This window comes from Megasphaera sp. SC8-1, assembly GCF_024436295.1.
Taxonomy (GTDB): domain Bacteria; phylum Bacillota; class Negativicutes; order Veillonellales; family Megasphaeraceae; genus Megasphaera; species Megasphaera elsdenii.
In genome coordinates this window covers 33859-52967 of the sequence record NZ_JANFQH010000023.1, presented here as the reverse complement: position 1 = coordinate 52967, position 19109 = coordinate 33859, and the positions used below count along the sequence as shown (strand labels likewise).

The 19109-nt window shown below is 55.1% G+C and carries 22 protein-coding genes and 1 tRNA gene; 4 read left to right on the top strand and 19 right to left on the bottom strand.

Annotated features, from left to right (window positions below; translation table 11 throughout):
• Positions 1-14: 14 nt before the first annotated feature.
• Together NOS26_RS06750 and potE are read left to right on the top strand one after the other, a co-directional pair.
• Positions 15-1196, top strand: a complete 1182-nt coding sequence (locus NOS26_RS06750) for an acetyl-CoA C-acetyltransferase (protein ID WP_014015981.1) — start codon at positions 15-17, stop codon at positions 1194-1196.
• A 288-nt stretch (positions 1197-1484) separates the two neighbouring features.
• Positions 1485-2810, top strand: a complete 1326-nt coding sequence (gene potE, locus NOS26_RS06745) for a putrescine-ornithine antiporter (protein WP_022498336.1) — start codon at positions 1485-1487, stop codon at positions 2808-2810.
• Positions 2811-2933: 123 nt separating this feature from the next.
• Here the strand turns inward: potE and NOS26_RS06740 are convergent, their stop codons facing one another.
• Positions 2934-3800: a hypothetical protein gene (locus tag NOS26_RS06740; protein WP_255917400.1), complete on the bottom strand. Its 867-nt coding sequence runs from the start codon at positions 3798-3800 to the stop codon at positions 2934-2936.
• Positions 3800-4222 carry a hypothetical protein gene (locus tag NOS26_RS06735; RefSeq protein ID WP_014015978.1) on the bottom strand — a complete coding sequence of 141 codons (423 nt, stop codon included), beginning with the start codon at positions 4220-4222 and terminating at the stop codon, positions 3800-3802. Before NOS26_RS06735 ends, NOS26_RS06740 begins: the two co-directional genes overlap by 1 nt.
• 147 nt (positions 4223-4369) lie before the next feature.
• Between NOS26_RS06735 and NOS26_RS06730 the strand changes: the two genes are divergently transcribed.
• Both NOS26_RS06730 and NOS26_RS06725 read left to right on the top strand, forming a co-directional pair.
• Positions 4370-5629, top strand: a complete 1260-nt coding sequence (locus NOS26_RS06730) for a DEAD/DEAH box helicase (RefSeq protein ID WP_014015977.1) — start codon at positions 4370-4372, stop codon at positions 5627-5629.
• A gap of 12 nt (positions 5630-5641) precedes the next feature.
• On the top strand, positions 5642-6193 hold the full coding sequence (locus NOS26_RS06725; protein ID WP_014015976.1) for a hypothetical protein: 552 nt from the start codon (positions 5642-5644) through the stop codon (positions 6191-6193).
• Positions 6194-6514: 321 nt separating this feature from the next.
• Here the strand turns inward: NOS26_RS06725 and NOS26_RS06720 are convergent.
• From NOS26_RS06720 to efp, 17 genes are all read right to left on the bottom strand, one after another.
• A tRNA-Arg gene (locus NOS26_RS06720) sits at positions 6515-6591 on the bottom strand.
• A gap of 169 nt (positions 6592-6760) precedes the next feature.
• Positions 6761-7642, bottom strand: coding sequence for a 4-hydroxy-tetrahydrodipicolinate synthase (gene dapA, locus NOS26_RS06715; RefSeq protein ID WP_022498334.1), 882 nt, complete (start codon positions 7640-7642; stop codon positions 6761-6763).
• A gap of 27 nt (positions 7643-7669) precedes the next feature.
• Entirely contained in the window at positions 7670-8707 is a 1038-nt protein-coding gene (locus tag NOS26_RS06710; RefSeq protein ID WP_014015974.1) for an aspartate-semialdehyde dehydrogenase, read from the bottom strand.
• Positions 8708-8735: 28 nt separating this feature from the next.
• A complete protein-coding gene (gene dapB, locus NOS26_RS06705) occupies positions 8736-9533 on the bottom strand; it encodes a 4-hydroxy-tetrahydrodipicolinate reductase (protein WP_014015973.1) in 798 nt (265 codons plus the stop codon).
• 122 nt (positions 9534-9655) lie between these two features.
• Positions 9656-11338 (bottom strand): DNA repair protein RecN, encoded by a 1683-nt coding sequence (recN, locus tag NOS26_RS06700; RefSeq protein WP_036203608.1) that lies wholly within the window; start codon positions 11336-11338, stop codon positions 9656-9658.
• A 7-nt stretch (positions 11339-11345) separates the two neighbouring features.
• Positions 11346-11801, bottom strand: a complete 456-nt coding sequence (gene argR / locus NOS26_RS06695) for an arginine repressor (RefSeq protein ID WP_014015971.1) — start codon at positions 11799-11801, stop codon at positions 11346-11348.
• Complete coding sequence (locus NOS26_RS06690; RefSeq protein WP_027894892.1) at positions 11779-12387, bottom strand: class I SAM-dependent methyltransferase; 609 nt, start codon at positions 12385-12387, stop codon at positions 11779-11781. The genes argR and NOS26_RS06690 overlap by 23 nt, the downstream gene beginning before the upstream one ends.
• Entirely contained in the window at positions 12380-13252 is an 873-nt protein-coding gene (locus NOS26_RS06685; RefSeq protein ID WP_014015969.1) for an NAD(+)/NADH kinase, read from the bottom strand. Before NOS26_RS06685 ends, NOS26_RS06690 begins: the two co-directional genes overlap by 8 nt.
• A gap of 9 nt (positions 13253-13261) precedes the next feature.
• Positions 13262-14065 (bottom strand): TlyA family RNA methyltransferase, encoded by an 804-nt coding sequence (locus NOS26_RS06680; protein ID WP_014015968.1) that lies wholly within the window; start codon positions 14063-14065, stop codon positions 13262-13264.
• Positions 14066-14086: 21 nt separating this feature from the next.
• Positions 14087-14971: a polyprenyl synthetase family protein gene (locus NOS26_RS06675; RefSeq protein ID WP_255917453.1), complete on the bottom strand. Its 885-nt coding sequence runs from the start codon at positions 14969-14971 to the stop codon at positions 14087-14089.
• Entirely contained in the window at positions 14968-15222 is a 255-nt protein-coding gene (xseB, locus tag NOS26_RS06670) for an exodeoxyribonuclease VII small subunit (RefSeq protein ID WP_014015966.1), read from the bottom strand. The genes NOS26_RS06675 and xseB overlap by 4 nt, the downstream gene beginning before the upstream one ends.
• Entirely contained in the window at positions 15206-16414 is a 1209-nt protein-coding gene (gene xseA, locus NOS26_RS06665) for an exodeoxyribonuclease VII large subunit (RefSeq protein WP_036203597.1), read from the bottom strand. The genes xseB and xseA overlap by 17 nt, the downstream gene beginning before the upstream one ends.
• On the bottom strand, positions 16411-17364 hold the full coding sequence (locus NOS26_RS06660) for a peptidase (protein WP_014015964.1): 954 nt from the start codon (positions 17362-17364) through the stop codon (positions 16411-16413). Before NOS26_RS06660 ends, xseA begins: the two co-directional genes overlap by 4 nt.
• Positions 17364-17810: a transcription antitermination factor NusB gene (gene nusB, locus NOS26_RS06655; RefSeq protein WP_014015963.1), complete on the bottom strand. Its 447-nt coding sequence runs from the start codon at positions 17808-17810 to the stop codon at positions 17364-17366. Before nusB ends, NOS26_RS06660 begins: the two co-directional genes overlap by 1 nt.
• Before the next feature lie 23 nt (positions 17811-17833).
• The gene (locus NOS26_RS06650) at positions 17834-18130 is read right to left on the bottom strand and encodes a hypothetical protein (RefSeq protein WP_014015962.1); all 297 of its coding nucleotides are present in this window, start codon (positions 18128-18130) and stop codon (positions 17834-17836) included.
• Positions 18123-18491 (bottom strand): Asp23/Gls24 family envelope stress response protein, encoded by a 369-nt coding sequence (locus NOS26_RS06645; protein WP_014015961.1) that lies wholly within the window; start codon positions 18489-18491, stop codon positions 18123-18125. The genes NOS26_RS06650 and NOS26_RS06645 overlap by 8 nt, the downstream gene beginning before the upstream one ends.
• Before the next feature lie 60 nt (positions 18492-18551).
• Positions 18552-19109 carry an elongation factor P gene (gene efp, locus NOS26_RS06640; RefSeq protein ID WP_014015960.1) on the bottom strand — a complete coding sequence of 186 codons (558 nt, stop codon included), beginning with the start codon at positions 19107-19109 and terminating at the stop codon, positions 18552-18554.

Below are 19109 nucleotides of genomic sequence, written 5' to 3'. Positions count from 1 at the left end.
AAGGAGTGATTCCAATGAAAGAAGTAGTTATCGTAAGCGCTTGCCGTACAGCAATTGGTAAATTCGGTGGCGGTTTCAAAAACACACCGGCTGTAGAACTCGGCGCTGTTGTCATTAAAGAAGCTCTCAAACGTGCTGGCATCGAAGGTAAAGACGTCGATGAAGTCGTAATGGGCAACGTCCTTCAGGCTGCTCAGGGCCAGAACCCGGCTCGTCAGGCTATGATCAAAGCTGGCATGCCTATCGAAGTACCGGCTCTTACGGTCAACAAAGTCTGCGGTTCCGGTCTCCGCTGCGTATCCTTGGCAGCTCAGATGATTAAAGCCGGCGACGCTGACGTCATCGTAGCAGGCGGCATGGAAAACATGTCCATGGCTCCTTTCGCTGTTCCTAAAGCTCGTTATGGCTATCGTATGGGCAACGGTGTCCTCGTCGATACCATGATCAAAGATGGCCTCTGGGATGCATTCAACGATTATCATATGGGCATCACGGCTGAAAACGTTGCTGAACGCTTCGGCATCACTCGTGAAGACCAGGATGCACTCGGTGTCCGTTCTCAGGTCAAAGCTTGCGAAGCTATCAAGAGCGGCGCATTCAAATCTCAGATCGTTCCGGTAACGGTTCATCAGAAAAAACAGGACGTCGTCATCGATACAGACGAATTCCCGCGTGAAGGCACGACCATGGAAGGCCTTGCTAAATTGAAACCGGCCTTCAAAAAAGGCGGCACAGTTACTGCTGGTAACGCTTCCGGCATCAACGACGGCGCAGCTGCATTCGTAGTTATGTCCGCTGATAAAGCGAAAGAACTCGGCCTCAAACCGATGGCTAAAGTCGTAAGCTATGCTTCCGCTGGCGTCGATCCGTCCATCATGGGTACCGGCCCTGTTCCTTCTTCCCGTAAAGCATTGGCTAAAGCTGGCCTCGAAGTCAAAGACCTCGACCTCGTCGAAGCTAACGAAGCTTTCGCAGCTCAGGCTGTATACTGCTGCCGTGAACTCGGCTTCGATATGGATAAAGTCAACATCCATGGCGGTGCTATCGCCCTCGGCCATCCGATTGGTGCATCGGGCGCTCGTATCCTCGTAACCTTGCTCTATGGCTTGAAAGAAGTCGGCGGCAAATACGGCTTGGCTACACTGTGCATCGGTGGCGGCCAGGGTACGGCTTGCGTCGTAGAAAACATCGACTAATTTCATCTCTCATGTAAAAAAGGTCTTGTCGCAGTGCGACAAGACCTTTTTTTAGTTGTTAGTAGCTAGTTGTTAGTAGCTAGCGGATGGTTTTAAATTTAGCCACGAAACACGAGCTACGAACCACTAAACTCTATTCCCATTTGGAATATAGAGCGTGAAAAGTGGCCCAAATACATATAACGTTTTTTCAAAAAGTATTTAATTTTCCCGGCAAAAATGATAGAATTAATTTGCTAAAAAACTCAAGTCATGCTTATACGCATCAACACGAAAGAAGGACTGATAATGAAAACTACATGTCGTAAAATGTCTGTGGTACAGTTGACCTTTGTCACTGCTGCCAACATGCTTGGCGCCGGTATCATCATGCTGCCGACCAAGCTCGCCGAAGTCGGTACGATCTCGATTATTTCCTGGATTATTACCTCACTAGGCTCTTTAGCCCTGGCCATGGCTTTTGCCCGATGTGGCATGTTCACGACGAAGCCAGGCGGTATGGGCGGTTACTCCGAATACGCTTTCGGGCGTGTAGGACATTTTATGGCTAATTACGCCTACTCTGTTTCCATCGTAATTGCAAACGTCGCCATTGCCATTACGGCTGTGGGTTACGGCGCCGGTTTCCTTGAGACAACCTTTACGCCGTTGCAGACGTGTTTATATACGATCGCTTTATTGTGGATCGCGGCAGCCCTCAATTTCAGCGGCTCCCGTTATTCCGGCAAGCTCAGCGCCATTACCATCTGGGGTGCCATCATCCCGGTCCTGGGCATTTCCATCATCGGCTGGCATTGGTTCAGCCCGGCTACGTGGCTGGCTTCGTGGAACCCCAATGATTTGGGACTCAGCGATGCCGTCGGCAATTCCATCGCCCTGACGTTGTGGTCCTTCTTGGGACTCGAATCGGCAGCGGTCAACATGGATGCCGTTGAAAACCCGAAGAAATCCGTTCCGATTGCCACCTTCGTCAGCACCCTCGGCGTCGCCATCATCTACGTCGCCTCGACGAATGTCATCGCCGGCATCGTCCCCAATGCGGAAATCCTGGCATCGAGCGCTCCCTTCGGCCTGGCCTTCTCGTACATGCTCGGCGATACGGCTGGCAAAGCCGTCATGGGCCTCATGGTATTCTCCTGTGCCGGTTCCCTCTTGTCCTGGCAGTTCACCTTGGCCCGCGTCTTCAAGACCAGCGCCCAGCGCGGCCTGTTCCCCAAGATTTTTGCCAAAGTCACCAGTGCTGACGTACCGGTCAAAGGCATGCTGTGCATCCTCTGCATGCAGAGCCTCCTGGCCCTCATGACCATCAGCCCGACCCTGGCTGCCCAGTTCGAACTCCTGGCCAACCTGGCCGTCGTCACCAACGTCATCCCCTACATGCTCTGTGCCGGGGCCCTGACGACGATCCTCACCAAGGAACATATCCCCAATGAAGTCTGTAACAGAAATACGTCGATATTCCTGGCAGGCGTATCCATTATCTACTGCGTATATGCATTGACTACTACCGATGCCACGACCTTCCTCAGCGGCTGCTTCGCCGCCTTCCTGGGATGGCTGGTATACGTCATCCGCTTCACCATCATGAAGCAGACCATTGTAGAAATAAAATGAATAGAAAAAACCTGTCGCGAAAGCGGCAGGTTTTTTTGTGGTCCGTTGGGCGTGGTTTGTTTGACGAAAATTCACACAGCCACCAGATACCTCGATGAACGACGAACGGCCTACGATGAACGATCAAGCCTTAAACGCCGCGATGACGACGTTGCGCAGGGCTACGCAGCCTATGATGGTCAATGCCGCTACGACGAAGGGTGTGATGAAGACCAGGGGATTGTTCTGGAGAATCGGCATGGCCTTGAAGATATACGTAAAGACGTGGATCTGGCTATCGAAGAGGATATGCTGGACCAGGGCCCACATGAGGACCATGACGACGATGGCCACGATATGGACCAGGCGCTCCTTGCGGCTATAACCATAGCGTTTGTACGGGAAGAAATAAAGCGCGAAGGTGGCGATGACGAAGATACTCATGCCGATGAAGCAGAAGCCCATGATGGCCATGACGCCGACGACCAGGCTCTGCGTCACCGAAGAGTCGCTGACAGTCGGAAAGAGGAACATACCCAGGATAGCACACGGCAGAGGCAGGCTGTAGATGATAGGGTCCAGGAATTGGGAATACCAGTATTTCCGGCGGCGCTGCAGCCAGAAATCGACGGCCCTGGCAGCCAGGTACTGGGCACCGATGGTCAAAAGCATCCACAAGGCGAATAAGCCGACGCGGACAGGATAATCATGCCAGCAGTCCCAGCCGGTCAAACCGTTGAGCAAGCCGACGGCAATGAGCAGGACGACAGCCCCGCCATAGAGGGTCGCCCCAGCCGAAGCATAATCATCGTCTCTGCCCGCACGACGGCGGCGATGACCCAGCCACAAGGGAACAGCAAAGGACAAGATAAAAAAGGCCAGAATCGACGCTGAGGCGATATATGGCTTATCTGAAGCAAAGGCCCCGAAAGGCAATGGCAGGATACCGCAGGCCGCCCAGACGATGGCCAGCAGCCGGTCATGCCACTTCTGTTTTTGTAAATGATCCATTATTTTACTTCCTTTCGGCCTGGCAAGAGCTGGGAGACGACAAAGGCAAGGAGCATGGTCAGACTGATTTCCCCATACATGCCGGCGATGAAGACGACGTCGCGGCCAATGGTCGGCCATTCCCAGAAAGGAGCTGCCTTCCAATAGACGCCCATGAAAGCCGTAAAAGCCCCGATAGCCGCAAAGACGATGAACCACATGAGGGCCATGACCCAGCGGCGGATCCGCCCGCCCTGAGGGCCAAAAGACGCATCCTGGCAGCCCACGTAGGCGACGGGGATGACCAGGGACAAAAAGACATAACTGACCATGGCCACGACGGCACTGGACCCGCTGTGGATGGTATAGGCTCCGATCGGGATGGGAATGATAAAGAAACACATGAAGACACTTTGCCGCAAAATATCGCGCCACCAACTCATTTTCTGCAAGACCTCCTAAAACAACGCAAACGAAATCACTTTAGTATACCATATCCCAAAAGGAAAGAAAAGTTTGCGCAAGCCCTGGCTTTTGTGTAAAATAGAAATAATAAGAAGTAATTTTAGTTCGCATAGAAAGGGACATACATGACAAAGAATTTTGAATCACTCGGCATTACGCCGAAGATTTGTGAACTCCTGCACAAGCAGGGCATCAATGAACCCACGGCCGTCCAGGCACAGGCCATCCCCCCCTTGTTCAAAGGCCGGGACATCCTGGCCCAGGCCCAGACCGGTACGGGCAAGACCTTTGCCTTTCTCCTGCCGTCACTGCAGCAGGTCAAGACAGATATCCACGCCGAACAAGTCCTGGTCATGGCGCCGACGCGGGAACTGGCCCGCCAGATTGCCGACGTCGCCGATACCCTGGCACCGGAACTGGGCGTCGACGTCCTCAGCCTCATCGGCGGCAAGACCATTGAGAACCAGCTCCAGAAACTGCACCGCCATCCTCACGTCATCATCGGTACGCCGGGCCGCCTGCTCGACCACTGCCGCCGCAATTCCCTCGACCTGAGCGGCGTCCGCCGGGTCATCGTCGACGAAGCGGACCAGATGCTGCAGGCCGGTTTCTTAGAAGATGTCGATACCCTCATCGGCCTGACGCCGAAACGGCGGCAGCTCCTCTTCTTCTCGGCTACGGTCCCGGACAAGATCAAAGGCCTGGCCAAAAAGCACATGCAGAGCCCGCTGGTCCTCAATATCCTCGAAGGCCAGACGATTGCCCTGGAAAATATCGAACAGCGCATCTACATGATGACAGAAGAACAGAAACTGCCGAAACTCTGCCAGATGCTGACAGAAATGAATCCCTATCTGGCCATCGTCTTCTGCAACACTAAGGAACGGACCTCCCTCCTGGCAGGCAAACTCATCGCCAAGGGCTTCAACATCGGTGAACTCCACGGCGATATGTCTCAGGGCCGCCGCAATCAGGTCCTGCGTGACTTTGCCAAAGCCAAGACGCAGATCCTGGTCGCCACGGATATCGCAGCCCGCGGCATCGACATCGAAGGGATCACGCATGTCTTCAACTTCGATGTCCCCCATGACGTCGACTACTACATCCACCGCATCGGCCGCACCGGCCGTGCCGGCAATGAAGGCCTGTCCATCATGTTTGCCACGGCAGCCGATGAAAATTGGGTCCGCCGCATCGAACACAACATCCATGCGACGATCACGAAATATACCCTGACGGGACAAGTCAAAGTCAAGGCCAGCAGCAAACCGCCGAAGCGGAAAAAGACGTATCGGGACAAACTGCCGGCCAGCACTTACCAGACAACGAAAGAAAAACGCCATAAACAGCGCCATAAGGGCGGGGACAACCGCCGGCGCCGCTAAGGAGGTCTACTTATGAAACGTTATCTTACCCTTGTCCTTCTGCTCTTCACCCTGGTGGCTGCCGGATGTACGCCGGCATCGCCGACCAATTCGCAGCCGCAGAAACAGCAGACCCAGACCCAGCAGCAACAGCCGGGAGAAACCAAGCAGGGCCAAGACACGAAGAGCCAGACCGATACCAAAGAAACACCGGTCGCCAACCTGCCCACCATCGGCGATACCCAGGCCGATTGGGAAAACGAATGGGGCCACCCCTATTCTCAGGGCGACACGATCCGCGTCTTCCACAATGGCCGCTACCAAGTCGTCTTCCAGAACGGCCGGGCCGTGACGGTAACCATCAAAGTCAAAGATGGTGAAAACGTCAACATCAGTGACCTTCTGCCGGAAGATGCTCAGAAACAGTCGGCTTCGTCGAAAGAGGTCGGCGGTTCCCAGATGGGCGTCGAAAAATGGCACAGCAAGACTTTGGAAAAAGCCCTGTCTTCGACAAAGGGAAATTTCACAGTTATGAAACAACCGGGCAGCATCATCATCGATTGCACGCCGAATTTGAAGAAATAGTATAAAAAGAGGCTGTCGCATGAAGACAGCCTCTTTTTGAGTTTGAAGTTGAAAGTTTGATGTTTGATGTGGATGGTTTTAAATTTAAAGCAATCACCTCAAACATCATACATCAAACCTCAAACATTAAAGAGAAAGGGACTTCGCATGATGGCAGAAACCTTCGTGCGACAGTCCCTTTTAAGTGGCTAGAGGCTAGGGGGCTGGTAAAAATCAACCTCTCAGACCGCCTTCGGCGGCCAGCTCCCCTATAAAGGGAGCCTTTCATCACACATCAAACACAACAAAAAAGCTCACGCAAAATGCGTGAGCTTTTTTCTATGGTGACCCGGTAGGGATTCGAACCCTAGACCTACTGATTCGTAGTCAGTCACTCTATCCAGCTGAGCTACCGAGTCATGTCTTGTCGTTCCTGACGACTCATATATCATAACAAGAAATCGGAAATATGTCAAGGCTTTTTTTAATATAAAACCAAATTTATAGGAACCTCTCCGGCCCGTTGGGCCACCTCCCCTATAAAGGGAGGCTTGAGTACAGGTCGGAGCGGTTTCTATTTATCAGCGCTTATAGCCGACCGATATCTTTCAGGTATTGTTCACATTTGGCCTTGATTTCCGGCGTAGCGTCTACCAAGGGCAGGCGGAAGGGTCCAGCCGGGAAGCCGAGCAGGTTGAGCATGGTCTTGACCGGAACCGGGCTGACCGTGCAGAAACAGCCTTTCATGAAGGGCAGGTATTTCTGATGGAGGGCAGCGGCTTTCTTGACGTCGCCGTCTTTATGGGCCTGGATCATTTCGTTCATTTCCTTGCCGATGACGTGGGCAGCTACGGAAATGACGCCTTCGCCGCCGACAGCGACGATGGGCAGGGTCAGGTTGTCGTCACCGCTGTAGAGGTGGAAACCTTCCGGTGCATTGGCTGCGACGTAGCCGGCATAATCGAGGTCGCCGCTGGCGTCTTTGAGGCCGATGATGTTCGGGAAGTCATGAGCCAGCTGGCAGACCGTCTGCGGTTCGATTTTGCCGCCTGTACGGCCCGGTACGTTATAAATGAAGATAGGCAGGTCCGTCGACTTGGCGATGGCAGCAAAGTGAGCGTAACAGCCTTCCTGGTTCGGTTTATTATAATACGGGACGATGCACAGCAGGACGTCGACGCCCGTATCTTTGGCCTTCTTGGCCATTTCGATAGTCTGGAGCGTATTGTTGGTGCCGACATTGCCCATGACCAGGGTCTTGTCTTTCAAGGCATCTGCCGTGACTTGGAAGAGCTTGAGCTTTTCTTCTTCCGTCATGACAGCCCCTTCGCCCGTCGTAGCCCCGACGAGGATGGCCGAGCCTTCATCAGCATATTTCTTAGCCAGTTCAACAGCCGCTTCATAATTGACAGAACCGTCTTCGTGGAACGGCGTGACCATGGCAACAATCACATTTGGAAAAGTTAACATAAAAGGTTCATCTCCCATCCTTCGTACTTAGTGGATCATGTCGTGAGCCAGCATGTATTCGGCAATCTGCAGGGCATTGAGGGCAGCGCCTTTGCGGATCTGGTCGCCCGATACCCAGAGATTGATGGCCTTCGGATTATACAGGTCCTTGCGGATACGGCCGACGTAGCAGTCGTATTTTTCCGACGTGAACAAGGGCATAGGATATTCCATTTCAGCCGGGTTGTCCTGGACCTGGGCACCGGGGAACGCATCGATGGCTTTGCGGACGGCATCGACAGTCAGTTCATCGGCCGTTTCGACATAGACCGATTCAGCATGGCTGCGGAAGACCGGTACGCGGACGGTCGTAGCCGTAATGGCGATGGAGTCGTCGTGGAGCATCTTGTGCGTTTCGTTGACCATCTTCATTTCTTCTTTGGTGTAGTCTTTTTCTACGAATTTATCGATCTGCGGGATGAGGTTGAACGCGATGGGATAATGCTTGGGAAGGCTCTTGCTGGGCAGGATCTTCGGCTGCATTTCTTCCCCTTTGAGGTAGGCTTCCGTTTCATCGCGCAGTTCGTCGATACCTTCTTTGCCGGCACCGGAAACGGCCTGGTACGTGCTGACGATAATGCGTTTGATCGGCGACAAGTCATGAATCGGCTTGAGGGCCATGAGCATGATGATCGTCGAGCAGTTCGGGTTGGCAATGATGCCCTTGTGCCAGGCGATATCTTCGGGATTGACTTCCGGTACGACGAGCGGTACGTTGGGGTCCATGCGGAACGTGCTGGAGTTGTCGATGACGATGCAGCCCCGTTTAGCAGCTTCAGGTCCCAATTCTTTACTGATCGAGCCGCCGGCGAACAAGCCGATGTCGACACCGTCGAAAGATTCCGGTTTGGCTTCTTCAACGGTATATTCTTCCCCGTTGACAGTCATTTTCTTGCCAGCCGAACGGTACGATGCTAATAACTTCAACTTGCTGTACGGGAATTTTCGTTCTTCGATCAAGCGGATAAATTCCTGGCCTACGGCACCTGTGGCACCTAAAATCGCTACTACCGGTTCTTTTGTCATAACAAACTTCCTCCCCTAATGGTTCTTTTTATAAATAGTTTTCCAGTCCAAAGGTCAAGCCCGGACGAGAGCTTACTTTCTTGACGGCTAAGACGACGCCAGGCATGAAGGACTTGCGGTCCATCGAATCGTGGCGGATCGTCAGCAGTTCGCCATATCCCCCGAATAAGACTTGCTGATGAGCGATATAGCCCGGAAGGCGGACACTGTGGATGGGGATGCCATCTACGGAAGCACCGCGGGCGCCATCGAGGCTTTCATGGGTCTTATCCGGAGCCGGCTGTACACCAGCTTCTTTGCGGGCCGCATCGATCTTATCGGCCGTCATGATGGCCGTGCCGGACGGAGCGTCCAGTTTATTGTTGTGATGGAGTTCGATGATTTCGACATCCGGCAGATACGGAGCGACTTCTGTCGAGAGCTTCATCATCAGGACAGCGCCGATGGAAAAGTTCGGGGCAATGAAGATGCTCGTCTTCTTTTCCAGAGCCAGGGCATGGAGTTCATGACGCTGTTCAGCGGTCAGGCCCGTCGTGCCGACGACCATATTGACACCGTGTTCGATGCAGGTCTTAGCGTTGTTGAAGATGACTTTCGGCGTGGTGAAATCGACGACGACATCCGGTTTGATGTCATCGAGGGCAGCGCCCAGGTCATCGCGGATGGTCAGTCCTAAGTGGCCGACACCGGCGATGTCACCGACATCTTCGCCGACATGAGTAATGCTGATGCCACCGGCTACTTCCAGTTCCGGGTCTTCAAAGACGGCTTTGACGACCTGGCTGCCCATGCGGCCATCGGCACCGTTAACTAATACACGAAGCATATCTATCCCTCCTGTGAGTCCCTTTTGATGGGACTTCTGATTTTTGAAATTATATTTAACTATATACCTATCGCGGACATTCGTCAACCCGCAAAGCAATGTCGAATCGCAAGTCAAGGGCATTACCTGCCCTTGACTTGCTTTACAATCTGGCGGGCCGCTTCGATGCTGGCCTTGGTCGTATCGTTGCCGGCGAACATGCGGGCGATTTCCAGGACGTGTTCCCCCTCCGAGAGGCCCCGGACCTGGGTAACCGTGCGGCCGTCCATTTCTTTCTTATAAATGAAGTAATGGTGGTCGGCAATGGCCGCCGTCTGTGGCAGGTGGGTAATGCAGAAGACCTGGCCCTGCCCGGAGAGCTGGCGGATATGGTCGGCGACCTGCAGGCCTGTCTGGCCACTGATGCCGACGTCGATTTCATCGAAAATCATGGTCTTGCCCGTCGTCCGTTCGGGGCCGGCCGTCTTCAAGGCCAGGGCAATACGCGATACTTCGCCGCCCGAGGCGATTTTCGCCAAGGGCTGCATGGCTTCGCCCGTATTGGCCGAGAAATAAAGTTCGATGCCGGCGGAACCATCCGGTGTGATGTCCTTCATCGGTTCGATATGGAAGGCGATGCGGCTGTTCAGCATGCCCAACTTATTGAGCGTCGCCGTCATGGCCTTGCTGAACTGGCTGTCGGCCTCACGGCGGGCAGCGGCCAGGACTTGGGCCTGCTGGCGCACGGCTTCGGCTTCACGGGCCAGTTTCTCTTCCAGCTTGGCCAGATGGCTTTCGGACTGGTCGAGCCGTTCATAATCGGCCTTGGCCTTGGCCAGGAACTGCAGGATATCGGCGACAGTGAAACCGTACTTGCGCTTGAGCTTTTCAATCGACGCCAAGCGGGACTGCATGGCATCCAGAGCCCGTTCATCGAAATCAAAAGAATCGGCATAGCGCAAAAGGCCGTCGTGGACGTCTTCGATTTCATACGACAAGGTCTCGACTTTCCCAGCCAGGGCACTGAAAGCTTCATCGTAAGCCGAGGCCCTTTCCAGACTGCGGTGGATGGTCTCAATCTGCTCGATGACGCCGGGCTGGCGTTCACTCCCTTCCAGGGCGAACATGGCCTCCTTCAGATTATCCTTGATATGTTCGGCATGGGACGCCTTGTTGATTTTCTGCTCCAGTTCGTCGTCTTCCCCTTCTTTCAGAGCGGCTCCCTCGATTTCCTTGATCTGGAACGCCAGGATACTGAGCATCCGCGCCTTTTCACTTTCGTCATGGCGCAAAGCCTTGATTTCCCCTTCCGTCTCATGCCACTGGCGGTATAATCCATCGTAGTCCTGACGGGCCTGACGGACGTCTGCCGTAAGGCCGTCGAGGATAGCCACGTGATAAGACGGGTTGAAAATCAGGCTGTTGTCGAACTGGCCGTGGATATCCAGCAGGTACTCGCCCAGCCGCCGCAAAGTTGCCGTCGGTACCAGCGTCCCGTTGACCAGGATGGTCCCGCGGCCGCTGCGCGGGAACTGGCGGGAAATGATGAGCTGCCCTTCATCGACTTCGATGTGGTTGGCCTCCAGGAGCTGTTCCAGGCCTTCAGGCAACGCAGAAAAAAAGAACGCGCCTTCGACGAGGAACGAGTCCGTCCCGTGGCGGACGAACGATGCCGATGCGCGTTTGCCTGCCAGCATACCGATGGCGTCGAGGAGAATCGATTTGCCGGCGCCTGTTTCGCCGGTAAAAATCGTCACCCCGTCGCCAAAAGTAAGGTGCAGGTCTTCAATCAGAGCAAAATTGTGGATGTGCAGGGACTGCAGCATAAGGGCCTCATTCCTTCATCAGCGATACGATAAGCTTGACCAGTTTCGGAACCGTTTCCGTGTCCTTGACGATGAGGAGGACCGTATCATCGCCGGCCAGGGTGCCGATGACATTTTCCCAGCGGGCGTGGTCGATCGCGGCGGCAATGGGATTGGCCGAACCGGGCAGGGTGTGGACGATGATCTGGTTATACGCCGAATCGACGCGGACGATGGAGTCCTGGAACAGGCGGGCCATGCGGTTCTTGGACATGAGCATATTCTGTTCCGGCGACAAGGCATAGCGGTAATGGCCGTCACTGGTCGGAACCTTGATGAGCATGAGTTCTTTAATGTCGCGGGAAACCGTAGCCTGTGTGACTTCGATGCCTTCTTCCTGCAAGGCCTTGGCTAATTCTTCCTGCGTTTCGATGGGACGGGACTGGACAATTTCTTTAATCTTAGTGTAACGGAATCTCTTCATGATGACGTTTCCCTCTTTTCTGTACAATATATAATACGGGTGGACAATGCACCTCATTGACGGGCTGCCAGGACGAAATATGGAAGTCCTGCTGGGGTATGGTCTGTAAATACGACCGCAGCGCTTGTTCTTCGCGAGCCCCGGCTTCGGTACCGGGATAAGCTGCTATCATAATTATCCCATTTATCGCAATTTTATTCAAGCCTATTTTCATAGCTTTTAGTGTTATTTCACAATTTGTATGGATTTTATGGTCGCCTGACGGCAAATAGCCCAGATTGAATACCATTAAATCCACGTTTTCCTGTATCCGGGCCAGGAGTTCGTCGTGAGAACCGCAGGTGCAGACGACGTGCTTCCCGTCCAGCCCTTCCTGCTGCAGGCGCTGCTGCGTATGGTCAATGGCACAGGGCTGGATATCAAAGGCGTAGAGGACGGCATCGTCCGGCATGAGACGGGCCAGGAAAGCCGTATCATGGCCATTGCCGCAGGTCATGTCGACGAGGACATGAGCCTGGCGGGCATAGGGTTCCATCATCATATGAGAGACGGTAACGGCATTGCGGAATGGATACATATTAATCATTTCCCATCATTTTCGTGAATAAATTGCTGTAGAAATAGTTCTTGTTGAAGCGGATGATCTTGAGGACGTGGTCGGACTTGCGGACCTGAAGGGTCATATTGCGCATCAGTTCCTGGTCCATCATGCCGTCGACGGAGACGCGGACGCTGTTGCGGCTGTTGGCCACCGTCACCGATACCTGGTCGTCATCGCGCAGGACCAGGGGTACTTTGAGCAGCAAGTGCGGGCAAATGGGCGTGACCATGATGCAGGGCACGCTGGGCGCGACGATAGGGCCGCCGCTGGAGAAGGTATAGCCCGTGCTCCCCGTCGCCGTCGCTACGATGAGGCCGTCGCCGGGATACTGCTGGATGAAATGGCCGTTGATGCTGAGGTCGATGCGGATGAGCTTACCTACATTGCCGTGGCCGATGACGATGTCGTTGAGGGCATCGGGCAGGGATTGGACCAGTCCGTCTTCATAGCACAATTCCGAATGGAGCATCATCCGTTCTTCCAGGAAATAGCGGCCGGCCAGGATATCTTCCATGCGCTTTTCCAGGTTCTTGGTCTCGACTTCGTAAAGGAAGCCCAGCGAGCCGAGATTGATGCCGCAGACCGGGATGTCGGCTTCGGCAAACTGTTTGGCCATCTTGAGAATGGTCCCGTCGCCGCCGAGGACCATGGCTACGTCGATGGTGCTGTAAATCGTCATGCGTGGGCGCAGGTGTTCAGCGCCGATGCGCTGATAGGCCGGCTGGCGGCTCTCGCTGACATAAGCCGGCAGATAGTATTCAATGCCATATTTTTCGCAAATTTTGATCATCTGCTGGACGATGGCAGCACTTTCGCGTTTGACGAGGTTCGGGAAAATACCGATACGCATGGGGATCACCTACATTTCATGGGATTTACCGACGATGTCATCGACAACGGCGTCAGTGATATCGTTATGGCAGGGATTGTCTTTACGGCTGTACAAGAGATATTCTATATTGCCATCAGCCCCTTTGATGGGCGAGAAGGTCAGGCCCAGCGGCGACAAACCGCAGGCGGCGATGCCGTCCGTGACGTGGCGGATGACGTCGCGGTGGACCTGGATATCGCGGACGATGCCGCCTTTACCGACGTGTTCCCGGCCCGCTTCGAACTGAGGCTTGATGAGAGTGACCATGGTACCGCCTTCTTTGAGCAGCGGTTCCACAGCCGGCATGATTTTCAGCAGGGAAATGAAGGATACGTCAATGGAAATGAAATCGACAGGTTCGCCGATATCTGCGACGGTGACGTTGCGGATATTGGTCCGTTCCATATTGACGACGCGGTCATCGGTCCGCAGCTTCCAGGCCAGCTGGCCATAGCCGACATCGACGGCAAAGACCTTGGCCGCCCCGCGCTGGAGGGCGCAGTCCGTAAAACCGCCTGTCGAGGCGCCGATATCCATCATAGTCTTGCCCGTCAAATCGATGGGAAACGTTTCCATGGCTTTTTCTAATTTCAGGCCGCCCCGGCCGACATAAGGGATCGGATTCCCTTTGACCGTGATTTCTACATCGACGGGCAGCTTCGTACCCGCCTTATCGACGCGCTGGTTGTCAACGAAGACCAAGCCGGCCATGATGGTCGCCTTGGCCTTTTCCCGGCTCTCAGACAAGCCGCGGCTGACGAGAAGCACGTCTAATCGTTCTTTATGCTGCATAAATGTAATACCCCTCTCACACTAATGAACGCGAACCAGCAGATGCTCGACCAATTCCTTGAGGAACCAGGCTTTCGGCCCTAACGGTTCCAGGGCCTGGACGGCTTTATCTGCCGCTTCACAGGCCATGCGCCGGGCTTCGTCCAGGGAAAAGATAGTCACATACGTGGCCTTGTCGTTGCGGGCATCGCTGCCGACGGGTTTGCCCAGCAGGGCTTCGTCGCCGACGACATCGAGGATATCGTCGGTAATCTGGAAGGTCAGGCCCATGTACGATGCATAGGCATCCAAAGCCTGCCTTTGCTGCGGCGAAGCCTCGGCGACGATAGCGGCCATATCGATAGCGGCCTTGAAGATGACGCCTGTCTTGGAATGATGCAGGAGTTCCATACCCTCCCGACCGATGGCCATGTCTCCGTCAGATGCCAAATCGAAAGCCTGGCCGCCGACCATGCCGGCCGGGCCAGCTGCTCTGGCGATGACGGCGATACAGCGGTTCAATTTATCCGGTGCAATGCCTTTCTGGCTGGCCATGAGCTCGAAGGCAAAGGTCAGCAGGCCGTCACCGGCCAGGGTCGCCAGACCCGCCCCGTAGACGACATGATTCGTCGGCTTGCCCCGGCGCAGATCGTCATCATCCATGCAGGGCAGGTCGTCGTGGATCAGCGAATACGTATGGATACATTCCAGGGCACAGGCCAGCCCCGTATAAGGTGCGGCATCCTGCCCCAGGGCTTCTACTGTCGCCAGCAGGAGGACCGGACGGATGCGCTTGCCGCCGGCCAGGAGGCTGTAGTTCATGGCTTCGTAGAGCTTGGAAAAACGCGGCTGTTCTGTCGTCAATACCTGGGCCAGGTAATCATCGACGCGTTTCCGCTGCGCTGCCAGATAATCTTGGAAAGTCATAAGTCCAGCACCCCTTCGATCGGTTCTTCGCCGCTATCATCCTTATCGTCCCGGACGTCGGCCAGGGCCTGCGCTTTCTGGCGGGCATATTCCAGGGCTCCTTCGCAGGACTGGGATAATTTGATGGCCTTTTCATATAAATCGAGGGACTGCTTCAGCGTCAAGTCTGGAGCATCCAGTTCCTGTACGAGCTGTTCCAATTTTTCATAATTGCTTTCAAAACTCTTCAATTTATCAGTCGTTCTTGCCATATATGTCCACCTCTTTAACAGCCGTCGTAATCGTCCCGTCGACGACTTGTATCGTCAGCGGCGAATCTTGCGACACGCTGTGGATATCTGTAAGGATCTTGCCCTGCTGCATGAGCTGGCCGTATCCGCGGCGCACGAGGGCTGCCGGATTCAGGGCCTGCAAAGACGCCGTCAGGGTATTCAGCTTTCCCTGTTTCTGTTCTAACTGGAGCTGCAGCTGCCGGTCAGCCTGTTGCATCAGGCCCGACAGATGGGTTTCTTTCATCGCCAGGAAAGCATCATATCGCTTCAAGTTGAGCCGGCCTGCCGCCTGTTCGACCAGTCGCTGGCGGTCTTCGATGCAGGCCATGACCCGTTCATAAGCCCGGTCTGCCAGGGCAGCCAGGTCCAGTTCCGCTTCACGGACATCGAAGAAAGCCATTTCCGCCGCATGGGTCGGCGTCGCCGCCCGCACATCGGCTGCGTAGTCAGCCAGGGTCGTGTCCGTTTCATGACCGATAGCCGTAATGACCGGCACCTTAGCGCCATAAATGGCCTTGACCACGGCCGGGCTGTTGAAGCACCACAAATCCTCCATGGAGCCGCCACCGCGGCCGACGATGAGGACGTCCAGGTCCTTGCGCCGGCCCATCGCTTCGATAGCAGCGGCAATGGCCGTATCGACGCCGTCGCCCTGGACGGGGATGGGATGGAGGACGATGTCGGCATAGGGATTGCGTTCGCCGGCAATCTTATAGATGTCGTGGAGTACGGCCCCCGTCTTCGACGTCAGGACGCCGACGCGCCAGGGGAACCGCGGCAGCTCCTTCTTGTGGCTGCTGTCGAAATAGCCCTGGGCGGCCAGTTCATTCTTGATGCGTTCGTACTGGGCCTGCAAGGACCCGGTACCCTGAGAAAAGAGCTGTTCAATGATAAAGGAAAGGGCGCCGCCTTTTTCATAGACATTGACGGCGCCGATGACGACGACATGGTCCCCTTCGCGGACCGCCCGGACCGCTGCCGTCACGCGGCTGCGGAACACAATGGCCCGGATGGAACACTGATCGTCGCGGATATTCATATAATAATGGCCGTTCGACGCCCGCTTGAGGCCGATGATATTCCCTTCCATGGCAAGGCTCTGCAGGCGGTAATCACCGTGGATATCCTCTTTGATGCGGCGGACGACGTCCGTAACCGATGCATATTTCATGATTTCTTCCCTTCCTGTACGGCAGCCCAGAAGGCTGCGCCCGAGGCATTATCGGCGCTGAAGCCATCGGCAGCCAGATCCAGGCGTATGCCATGGCAGCGGCAATAATCGCTCATCTGATGGCGCAAATAGGCGTTGGACATGACGCCGCCGGCAGCGACGAGATGTTTCATGCCATCGGCTGCCGCGTAATCGAGGAGGCTCTCCAGGCCGCGCCAGACCGTCGACAGTGTCCAGCTGCAAAGGCGGGCCGGGTCTTCCCCGCCGGAAGCCACGAGCCGCTGTCCCTGCGATTCCGGCCCGGAAAAGCTGACCTGGCCATCGCGGCAGAAGACATGGGCTCCTTTGACAGGCGGATTTACCGTCTGAGCCAGCTTATCGACATGGATGCCCGCCGGAAACGGCAGGTCCAGGGCCACGCCCATGCGGTCGATGAACTGGCCGGCACTGATATCGCTGGTACCGCCGATGCGGGTGATGTCGAGGCCCCGTTCATCCGGGACGGCCCGCAGCAGGTCCGTCGTCCCGCCGGACAAGTGGATGCCGTAAAAAGGATCCGTACCGATATGGCCCAGGCTGCGCAGGACGGCGAGAAGATGATTTTCCTGATGGCTCAGGCGGTATAAAGGGACGCCTAAGACGGCTGCCAGGGCCCGGGCATAACCGAGACCGGCCAAAAAAGCCGGCATATAGGAATCGTCACGGCGCCGTGGCTGGTCAGTCACGGCAATGGCCCGGATATGAGCACGAGACAGGATGCCTGCCAGCCGTTCAAAGAGAACCGGCAGATTCCGCGTATGCTGATAGACCATGTTGGACTGGGACAGGCCACGGCCGCCCTTTGCGACGCTCAGGATGATGCGTTCGTCGGCGACGACTTCATAAGCGTCATCGACGAGGCACAGGGACGTCGTGTAACAACTCGTATCGATGCCGAGAAAGACGTCCATCAGGCCTTCGACCTTACATAGGCACCCAAGATGCCATTGACGAACCGTGCCGATTTATCGCCGCTAAATTCCTTGGCCAGGATGACGGCTTCGTTGAGGACGATGGACGGTGCCAGCGTTTCTTTCGGGTACACGAGTTCGCACAAGGCCAGGCGCAGGATGTTGCGGTCCGTGCGGTTCATCCGTTCGATGTCCCAGCCCTTGGCAAAGGAGCGGATGATGTCATCCAGTTCATCGCGGTGTTCCGTCGTCGTTTCGACGAGATACGTGCAATAGGCATCGCGTTCCTGGTCACTCAGTTCCGGACCGTCTTCGGTCAAGGTATCGGTCGTGACGTAATCGTTTTCCAGGATTTCCTGTTCGCTGTACTGGATATCGTTTTCTCCGTGAAATTCACGGGAATATAAAAGTTCGAGCGCCTGCTGGCGCGCTTTATGTCTGCTCACGAGTTTCCTCCTGTGTTCATAACTTATTCAGCTGGCGGAAAGGCCAGGTCTTCAATGGTGACGGAAATATCGAGTCCCTCCGGTTCAGCCATCTCTTCAATCACAGCGGCTGCCCGCTGCTGGACAGCTAAGGCCAGATGGTGCAAATCTCCGCCATAACGGGCACGGACAGCCAGATGGACACGGACGATACCGCCTGCGACCGATACGCTGCGGCTGCGGATGGCGACGACGCCCGGTACCTCGCGGCCGGCCGTCTCGGCGATATGGCGCAGGGCCTTTTCACTGACGGCATAGGCAAAATCCTGTTCTTCATCCATCGTGACGATCCTCCTCGAAAACCAACTGCTGTACAATGATGTGGACCGCCGTAACCGTGCAGGCCGTCGCCTTTTCGACGGCATCCTTGACGGACTTCTGCACTTCCAGGGCTACGTCGGGAATACGGCAGCCATAGCGGATGACCAGGCGGACCGTCAGCTCGATGCGCTGGCCCTCGATGGTGACATCGACGCCGCGCCCCGGCAAGGTACGTCCTAATTTCTCGGCCGCCGCTTCGGCAATATTCATTCCCAAGTCGGCGACATAAGCCGCTTTGGCCGCGGTCAGGGCCGCAATGGATGCAATGACGCGCTGGGAAATATGGATACTTCCCCATTCATTCACTTCAGTTGTTTCCATGGGAATCACCCCTTTAGTCCACAAAAGGGGCTGTCGCACGTGCGAAGCCCCTTGGATACCTTATGCTCTGCCGATATACTGGCCGGTTCTCGTGTCGATCTGGAGAACTTCGCCTTCATTGATAAAGAGCGGTACTTTGACGACATAGCCCGTTTCCAGTTTGGCCGGTTTGCTGCCGCCTGTCGCTGTATCACCGCGGACACCCGGATCGGTTTCAACGACTTTCAGTTCAACAGCAGCCGGGAGATCGATGCCGATGACTTTGCCTTTGAACATCATGACGGAAACGTTCATTTCTTCTTTCAGGAAATGGACAGCGTCGCCGAGGTTGTCTTTGTTCAATTCGATCTGTTCGTATGTTTCGTTATCCATGAAACAGTACATGCCTTCATTTTCATAGAGGTACTGCATCTGGCGGCGGTCAACGTGGCCGTCCTGTACTTTTTCGCCAGCATTCCAGGTACGTTCGACAACAGCGCCCGTTTCGAGGTTCTTAATCTTAGCGCGGACGAAAGCAGCGCCCTTGCCCGGTTTTACGTGCTGGAATTCAACGACCTGCCATACCTGGCCGTCGATTTCGATAGTTACGCCTGGTCTGAAATCATTACTTGTAATCAT

What these genes read in the sequence shown, in the direction of transcription:
- NOS26_RS06675 (WP_255917453.1), bottom strand. Translation starts at nt 14,971, where the DNA reads ATGACTTTCCAAGATTATCTGGCAGCGCAGCGGAAACGCGTCGATGAT.
- NOS26_RS06645 (WP_014015961.1), bottom strand. Translation starts at nt 18,491, where the DNA reads ATGGAAACAACTGAAGTGAATGAATGGGGAAGTATCCATATTTCCCAG.
- xseA (WP_036203597.1), bottom strand. Translation starts at nt 16,414, where the DNA reads ATGAAATATGCATCGGTTACGGACGTCGTCCGCCGCATCAAAGAGGAT.
- NOS26_RS06685 (WP_014015969.1), bottom strand. Translation starts at nt 13,252, where the DNA reads ATGCGTATCGGTATTTTCCCGAACCTCGTCAAACGCGAAAGTGCTGCC.
- NOS26_RS06660 (WP_014015964.1), bottom strand. Translation starts at nt 17,364, where the DNA reads ATGGACGTCTTTCTCGGCATCGATACGAGTTGTTACACGACGTCCCTG.
- dapA (WP_022498334.1), bottom strand. Translation starts at nt 7,642, where the DNA reads ATGTTAACTTTTCCAAATGTGATTGTTGCCATGGTCACGCCGTTCCAC.
- NOS26_RS06740 (WP_255917400.1), bottom strand. Translation starts at nt 3,800, where the DNA reads ATGGATCATTTACAAAAACAGAAGTGGCATGACCGGCTGCTGGCCATC.
- NOS26_RS06710 (WP_014015974.1), bottom strand. Translation starts at nt 8,707, where the DNA reads ATGACAAAAGAACCGGTAGTAGCGATTTTAGGTGCCACAGGTGCCGTA.
- NOS26_RS06730 (WP_014015977.1), top strand. Translation starts at nt 4,370, where the DNA reads ATGACAAAGAATTTTGAATCACTCGGCATTACGCCGAAGATTTGTGAA.
- NOS26_RS06690 (WP_027894892.1), bottom strand. Translation starts at nt 12,387, where the DNA reads ATGATTAATATGTATCCATTCCGCAATGCCGTTACCGTCTCTCATATG.
- argR (WP_014015971.1), bottom strand. Translation starts at nt 11,801, where the DNA reads ATGAAGAGATTCCGTTACACTAAGATTAAAGAAATTGTCCAGTCCCGT.
- dapB (WP_014015973.1), bottom strand. Translation starts at nt 9,533, where the DNA reads ATGCTTCGTGTATTAGTTAACGGTGCCGATGGCCGCATGGGCAGCCAG.
- NOS26_RS06650 (WP_014015962.1), bottom strand. Translation starts at nt 18,130, where the DNA reads ATGGATGAAGAACAGGATTTTGCCTATGCCGTCAGTGAAAAGGCCCTG.
- recN (WP_036203608.1), bottom strand. Translation starts at nt 11,338, where the DNA reads ATGCTGCAGTCCCTGCACATCCACAATTTTGCTCTGATTGAAGACCTG.
- xseB (WP_014015966.1), bottom strand. Translation starts at nt 15,222, where the DNA reads ATGGCAAGAACGACTGATAAATTGAAGAGTTTTGAAAGCAATTATGAA.
- NOS26_RS06725 (WP_014015976.1), top strand. Translation starts at nt 5,642, where the DNA reads ATGAAACGTTATCTTACCCTTGTCCTTCTGCTCTTCACCCTGGTGGCT.
- NOS26_RS06750 (WP_014015981.1), top strand. Translation starts at nt 15, where the DNA reads ATGAAAGAAGTAGTTATCGTAAGCGCTTGCCGTACAGCAATTGGTAAA.
- NOS26_RS06735 (WP_014015978.1), bottom strand. Translation starts at nt 4,222, where the DNA reads ATGAGTTGGTGGCGCGATATTTTGCGGCAAAGTGTCTTCATGTGTTTC.
- potE (WP_022498336.1), top strand. Translation starts at nt 1,485, where the DNA reads ATGAAAACTACATGTCGTAAAATGTCTGTGGTACAGTTGACCTTTGTC.
- efp (WP_014015960.1), bottom strand. Translation starts at nt 19,109, where the DNA reads ATGATTACAAGTAATGATTTCAGACCAGGCGTAACTATCGAAATCGAC.
- NOS26_RS06680 (WP_014015968.1), bottom strand. Translation starts at nt 14,065, where the DNA reads ATGCAGCATAAAGAACGATTAGACGTGCTTCTCGTCAGCCGCGGCTTG.